This window comes from Enterovirga sp. (assembly GCF_028290205.1).
In the GTDB taxonomy this organism is placed as follows: Bacteria; Pseudomonadota; Alphaproteobacteria; order Rhizobiales; family Beijerinckiaceae; genus Enterovirga.
Genome location: NZ_JAQGKF010000136.1, coordinates 1 through 6,767 on the forward strand (window position 1 = coordinate 1; position 6,767 = coordinate 6,767).

Consider the following 6,767-nt stretch of genomic DNA (forward strand, 5'->3'; position numbering starts at 1 on the left):
GCCGAATGCGAACGAGAGGCGCTTTCACCGGGCCGCGCGCCTGCCGGGCCGAGGCTCCGCTCTGTGGTGGGATGGGGCGGGGCCGGTGCTGCGGGACATCACGGCCAATCTGCCGGGCTTGCGCCTACGACGATAGGCGTGAAGGGCCGAAACGGCGTTGAGATCGTCGCGGACCCGATGCTACGCTTCCCAAAACACAGGTCGCCACCTCTGTGCGAGCGGCCAGGGAGGACGCCATGAGCAGGTTCACACGGCGCGGATTCGTGGCCTCGACCGGTGCTGTGGCGCTGGCGGCTCCACAGCTCGCTCAGGCCCAGGCGGCCTATCCGGCCCGGCCCATCACCATGATCTGCCCCTGGGGCGCCGGCGGCGGCACGGACGCGACCGTCCGCATCGTGGCGTCTCTCCTCGAGAAGGAACTCGGCCAGCCGGTCAACGTCGTCAACCGCACCGGCGGCTCGGGCGTGGTCGGCCACCAGGCGATCGCGAGCGCCGCGCCGGACGGCTACACGCTCGGCATCCTGACGGTCGAGATCAGCATGATGCACTGGCAGGGTCTCACGGAGCTGACGCCGCGGAGCTACACGCCGCTGGCGCTCGTCAACGAGGACCCGCCCGGGGTCCAGGTGAAGGCCGACTCGCCTTACAAGACCGTCAAGGACTTGGCCGACGCCATCAAGGCGAGCCCGCCCGGCAAGCTGAAGGCCTCCGGAACCGGCCAAGGCGGCATCTGGCATCTGGCGCTGGTCGGCTGGATGCAGGCCATGGGCCTGCCGGCGAACCAGGTCACCTGGGTGCCGTCCAACGGCGCCGCGCCCGGCATGCAGGACCTCGCCGCCGGCGGCGTGGACATCGTGCCCTGCTCGGTGCCGGAGGCGCGCGCCATGCTGGACGCAGGCCGGGCCCGCTCGCTCGCCATCATGGCGCCCGCCCGCAACCCGCAATTCCCGAACGTGCCGACCCTGAAGGAGGAACTCGGCATCGACTACGCGACCGGAGCGTGGCGCGGCATCGCGGGGCCGAAGAATCTGCCGGCCGAGGTCTCGGCCAAGCTCGGGGCCGCGCTGAAGAAGGTCTACGAAAGCCCGGCCTACAAGGAGTTCATGAACAACCGCGGCTTCGGCATGACCTGGGCCGACGCTGCCGGGTTCGAAACCTTCATGGACGAGGGCGACCGCAAGATGGGGGTCGCCATGAAGGCGGCCGGCCTGGCCAAGGCCTGACCGGGCAGGCCGCGGCCGAGATCGGGCCGCCCGATGCTCGTCTCTGACCGGGTCAGCGGATTGGCCCTCTCCGCGCTCGGCGCGGCAGCAGCCTATTCCGGGTCCCAGCTGCCGCCCGTGCCGGGCCAGCAGGTGGGACCGAGCGCCTTCCCGACCATCATCGGCATCGGCCTGGTGCTCTGCGGAATCATGATCGCGGCCGGCATCGGGCGCTCGTTCGAGGACGAGGCGGAGGCCGATCTCGGCTCCATCGAAGGCAGCCGCGAGGCGCTTGCGGCGGCGCCGCCCCCCGGCCTGCTGCGGGGTCTCGTGGCACTGCTGCCACCGGCCCTGCTGGTCTTCTACGTCCTGGCCGTCGAGCAACTCGGTTTCGTGCCCACCGCGGCCGCCATGCTGGTCGCCATCGTGCTGGCCTTCGGCGGCTCGGTGCGGCTCGCCATCGGGCTCGCCGCGATCGCCCCGATCCTCGTCCACGCCGTTTTCTACAAGCTGCTGCGCGTGCCCTTGCCGGCCGGGCTTCTGCCGATGCCGTGGTGAGATGAGCACCGTCTGGGAAGCCATCCGGCTCGTCGCGGCCACGGACGTCGTCATCGCCATCCTGGCGTCCTCGATCTACGGCCTGGTGGTCGGCTGCTTGCCGGGGCTCTCGGCCACCATGGCCACGGCGCTGCTGGTGCCGGTGACCTTCTACCTGTCGCCGATCGCGGCGGTCGCGACCATCATCTCGGCCTCGGCCATGGCGATCTTCTCGGGCGACATTCCGGGCACGCTGTTGCGCATCCCGGGCACGCCGGCCTCCGCGGCCTATACGGACGAGGCCTATGCGATGACCCGCAAGGGCCAGCCCGAACTCGCGCTCGGCATCTGCCTGTGGTTCAGCGCGCTGGGCGGCATCGCCGGGACGATCTCGCTGGTCGCCATGGCGCCGCTCCTGGCCGAGATCGCCTTCTCGTTCTCGACCTTCGAGTATTTCTGGCTCGCCATCATGGGGCTGATGTGCGCGACCCTGGTCGCCCGCTCCTCGCCCGTGAAGGCCATCGCGGCCATGCTGCTCGGGCTCCTGGTCTCGTGCGTCGGCATGGAGAATCCGGGCGGCGTGCCGCGCTTCACCTTCGGCTCGACCGACCTTCTCGGCGGCATCGAGGTGGTGCCGGCGCTGGTGGGCGCCTTTGCGGTGTCGGAGGTGATGCGGGCGCTGCTCCTGCCCGAGCCGCCGAAGCTCGCCCGCCGACGCTACGGCTCGATCATGGCCGGGCAGATCGCGCTGACCAAGACCTATTGGCGGCAGATGACCCGCGGCAACATCGTGGGCATCATCATCGGCGTGCTGCCGGGCGCGGGCGCCGACATGGCGGCCTGGGTCAGCTACGCGATGTCCAAGCGGTTCTCCAAGGAGCCTGAGAAGTTCGGCACCGGCCACCCGGAGGGTCTCGTCGAGGCGGGCGCCTCCAACAACGCCAGCCTCGCTTCCGGCTGGATACCCTCACTGCTGTTCGGCATCCCGGGCGACACCATCACGGCGATCGCCATCGGCGTCCTGTACATGAAGGGCCTGAACCCCGGCCCGACGCTGTTCACCGAGCGCGCCTCGTCGATGTACGCGCTCTACATCATCTTCCTGATCGCCAACATCATCATGATCCCGCTCGGGATCATGATGATCCGGGCCACGAGCCACGTGATGCGGGCGCCCCGCGCCTCGATCATGCCGGTGGTGCTGATCTGTGCGGCGGTGGGCGCCTTTGCCACCGGCAACAACCTGTTCGCCGTGCTGGTCGTCGCCGCCTTCGGGGTGATCGGCTACACGATGGAGGCCAACGGCTACCCGGTCGCCGCCATGGTGCTCGGCATCGTCATGGGCACCATGGTCGAGCAGAGCTTCGTGACCTCGCTCATCAAGTCGGACGGGTCGGTTCTGCCCTTCTTCGAGCGGCCGGTCTCCGCGGTGCTGGCCGCCATGACCTTCGCAGCCCTGCTCTGGCCGGTTGCGGCCTGGCTCTGGCGTAAGAACTTCCGGCATCCGCGGCTTCGCTCGGCCTGAGGGTGCCGGCCTGAACTGCGTCAGCGGGCCGCGCCGGCCGCAGGGTTCGGCTGGGCGAGCCGCGGTCGCGAAAAGCGGTCGCCGTCCCCATGTCACCGTCCAGGCGTCACGTGCCGCCAGCCCCCCCGCCAGCCGGAGCCCGCCTTGTCCGTCGAGGCCCTGCGACCGCCGCCCCTGCGGCGCCGCCGAAGGACTGCCGTGTCGACCATTCTGATCGCCGTCCTGACCCTGTTCATCCTCCCCCTCGCAACGCACGCCGTGTGGTGGTCGCTGCGCGACGACGTGGCGCCGAGCTGGAACCGGGCCGACTGGTCCAGCGCCAAGCTCCTGCCGGAGCCGGCCGCGCATCCGGCGGCGCTGGTGCGGATCTATGCCGCCCGGACCGGCCGCTGGAAGGGGATCTTCGCCCATCACAGCTGGATCGTGATCAAGCCGGAGGGCGCCTCCCGCTACACGCGATTCGACAAGGTCGGCTGGGGTTCGCCGCTCCGCACGGACGGGTGGGCCGCCGATGCGCGCTGGTTCGGGAACGCCCCGCAGCTCGTCCTCGCGCTCGATGGCGCGGCGGCCGAGCGGGTGATCCCGGCGATCCGGGCCGCGGTTCGGGACTACCCGTATCGGCACGGCGGCGATTACCGGGTGTGGCCCGGGCCGAACTCCAACACCTTCGTGGCTCACGTGGTGCAGCAGGTGCCGGGCCTCCAGGTCGCGATGCCGCCCACGGCTTTGGGCAAGGACTTCCATCCCTTCGGGGACCTCGTCGGGCTCACCCCGAGCCGCACCGGCATCCAGCTCCAGCTCGGCGGCTATCTCGGCCTCAGCCTGGGCTGGGTGGAGGGGCTCGAGATCAACTTTCTCGGGCTCGTCACCGGCTTCGACCTCCGCCGGCCGGCCCTGAAGCTGCCGGGCTGGGGCCGGATCGGCGTGCCGATCGAGGCGGCGAACTAGGTTCGCGCACGAGCCATGTCGCGGCCGCCCTGGACGAAGCGGCCGCCGTTCGGAACAACGGCACGCGTGAACGCGGCCCTGACACCTCCTGCCGGCGACTCTTCGCTGGTGCCGGCCTTCGCCGGGGCGAGCGCGACGTTCTGCGGCATCGGCCTCGCCCGCTTCGCCTATGTGCCGCTGTTTCCGGCCATGGTGGCGGCGGGCTGGGTCACCGGGGCCGAGGCCGGCCTTCTCGGGGCCGTGAACCTCGGCGGCTACTTGGCGGGGGTCGCCGGCGGGCGCTCGCTGGCGCGCCGCACGGGAACCCGGGCTGCCCTCCATCTCGGGATGGGGCTCGCCGCCATCTCCTTCGCAGCCTGCGCCTGGAACGGCGGCGCGGAATGGCTGGCCCTATGGCGCGGCGTCGCCGGCGCGGCGGGCGGCGTCCTGATGGCTCTGGCCGGACCGGCCGTGCAGGGCGCCGTGTCGCCGGCCCGGCGCGGCCTGGCGGGCGGCATCGTCATGACGGGGGTCGGCGCGGGCGTGGTGGTCGCCTCCGTGGCGGCGCCGCTGCTGCTCCGGGCGGGGATCTCGGAAGCCTGGTTGGCCCTGGCCGTGATCGTCGGGCTGCTATGGGCGGCGGCCGGCCGGGTGTTTCCGGCGACGCCCGTGCCGCGGGTGGCCGGCAGCCCCCCGGCCGGAGCCGGCAGGCTCTATCTCGCCTACGGCCTCTCGGCCGCCGGCATCGTGCCGCACATGGTCTATTTCGGGGACCTCGTGGTGCGCGGCCGCGGCTACGACACCCTGATCGCGTCCCTGGCCTGGCTGATGTTCGGGATCGGGGGGCTGACCGGCCCGTTGCTGGGCGGCCGGGTCGCCGACCGCTGGGGCGCCCCGGTCGGACTCAGCATCTGGGCCGCCGTGCAGGTGGCGGCGCTGGGCACAGCGCTGCTGCCCGGCCTGCCGCCGCTGCTGCTGGCCGCGTTCCTGGGCGGCTTCGCCACCGTCGGGGCGACCTCCGTCGCCCTCGCCCGAGCCCGGGAGATCGCCGGCCCGCAGGCCGGCGCGGTCTGGGTCCGGGCCACGGCCGCCTTTGCAGGCGCGCAGGCCACGTCGGGCTTCGGCTATGCGGCGCTCTTCGCCTGGACCGGCTCGCATGGGCCCCTGTTCGGGGTCGGCCTCGGCCTGTCCGTGCTGGCCCTGCTGGTGCTCGCACTGCCGGCGCGCCGGGCCGCGTGAGCGGGCTCGACGGCGCGCCGCGCGGAGGCCACAACGCGGCATGACTCGGCGCACCCCGCCCTCCCCCGAAGCCCTCGCCGCCGGCGACCGCGCCGCGCTTGCGCGTGCCATCACGCTCGTCGAATCCCGTCACCCCGACGACCGGGCCGCCGCGCGGGTCCTGCTCGACGGCGCCATGAGCCGGACCGGCGGCGCGGTGCGGGTCGGCATCACGGGCGTGCCCGGGGTCGGCAAGTCCACCCTCATCGATGCGCTCGGCGCGCACCTGATCGGGCGCGGCCATCGCGTCGCGGTGCTGGCCGTGGATCCGAGTTCGAGCCGCACCGGCGGCGCGATCCTCGGCGACAAGACCCGGATGGCCCGGCTCGCCGTGGCGGACGAGGCCTTTGTCCGGCCCTCCCCCTCGTCGGGAACGCTCGGCGGCGTGGCCGCCCGGACCCGCGAAGCCATGCTCCTCTGCGAGGCGGCCGGGTTCGACGTGGTGCTGGTCGAGACGGTCGGCGTCGGCCAGTCCGAGACGGCCGTGGCGGACCTCACCGACACCTTCCTGGTGCTCGCCCTGCCGGGCGCCGGCGATGAGCTGCAGGGCATCAAGAAGGGCGTGATCGAACTCGCCGACATCATCGCGGTGAACAAGGCCGACGGCCCCTCGGGCGAGCGGGCCGCAATGGCGGCGGCCGATTACAGGACGGCTCTGCAGATTCTCGTGCCGCCCGGCGCGAGCTGGACGCCGCCGGTGCTGCTGGTCTCGGGACTGGCCGAGACGGGGCTCGGTGAGCTCTGGGCCGGGGTCGAGCGGCACCGTGCCCGCATGGAGGAGACCGGCGAATTCACCGCCCGGCGGCGCCGGCAGGACCTCGGCTGGATGTGGGCGCTGGTGGACGAGCGGCTGCGTTCGCGGCTGCGCTCGGAGCCGCGCCTGCGCGAGCGGCTGCCGCAGATCGAGGCCGCTGTCGCCGCCTCCCGCCTCTCCCCGACGGCGGGCGCGGACGAGATCGCGGCGCTGCTCGGGATGTGACCGTGCGCCTGCTGGTCACCGGGTTCGGGCCCTTCCCGACCATGCCTCGCAACCCAAGCGCGGCTCTGGCGGCGGCGGTCGCCGGCGCCGCGGCCTGGCGCCGCCGGGGCGTAGCCGCCGAGTGCCGAATCCTCGCCACCACCTATGCGGCGCTCGGGACCGAACTCGACCCCGCGCTTGCCACCGGCCCGGACGCCGTGCTGATGATCGGGGTCGCCGGCCGCTCGCGCCGCATCCGGGTGGAGCGGCGGGCGACGCCGCGGCGGTCACGGCTGTTTCCCGACGCCTCCGGCGCAACAGCGGCCCGGCCGGAGCGGCG

6 protein-coding genes and 1 pseudogene are annotated in these 6,767 nt (G+C 72.7%); all 7 read left to right on the forward strand.

The annotated features are described in order from the left end of the window. The first annotated feature begins 236 nt into the window (after positions 1 to 236). A complete protein-coding gene (locus tag JWR86_RS09685) occupies positions 237 to 1,223 on the forward strand; it encodes a tripartite tricarboxylate transporter substrate binding protein (RefSeq protein WP_299564277.1) in 987 nt (328 codons plus the stop codon). A gap of 33 nt (positions 1,224 to 1,256) precedes the next feature. Next, a complete protein-coding gene (locus JWR86_RS09690) occupies positions 1,257 to 1,760 on the forward strand; it encodes a tripartite tricarboxylate transporter TctB family protein (protein WP_299564280.1) in 504 nt (167 codons plus the stop codon). Between the two features lies 1 nt (position 1,761). Then, positions 1,762 to 3,264 (forward strand): tripartite tricarboxylate transporter permease, encoded by a 1,503-nt coding sequence (locus tag JWR86_RS09695; RefSeq protein WP_299564282.1) that lies wholly within the window; start codon positions 1,762 to 1,764, stop codon positions 3,262 to 3,264. 198 nt (positions 3,265 to 3,462) lie between these two features. Continuing rightward, the gene (locus tag JWR86_RS09700; RefSeq protein ID WP_366914575.1) at positions 3,463 to 4,212 is read left to right on the forward strand and encodes a DUF3750 domain-containing protein; all 750 of its coding nucleotides are present in this window, start codon (positions 3,463 to 3,465) and stop codon (positions 4,210 to 4,212) included. Between the two features lie 108 nt (positions 4,213 to 4,320). Continuing rightward, complete coding sequence (locus tag JWR86_RS09705; RefSeq protein ID WP_299564285.1) at positions 4,321 to 5,430, forward strand: YbfB/YjiJ family MFS transporter; 1,110 nt, start codon at positions 4,321 to 4,323, stop codon at positions 5,428 to 5,430. A gap of 40 nt (positions 5,431 to 5,470) precedes the next feature. Then, entirely contained in the window at positions 5,471 to 6,448 is a 978-nt protein-coding gene (gene meaB, locus JWR86_RS09710) for a methylmalonyl Co-A mutase-associated GTPase MeaB (RefSeq protein WP_299564288.1), read from the forward strand. A gap of 2 nt (positions 6,449 to 6,450) precedes the next feature. After that, a pseudogene (locus JWR86_RS09715) lies at positions 6,451 to 6,767 on the forward strand (peptidase C15); the annotation flags it as partial.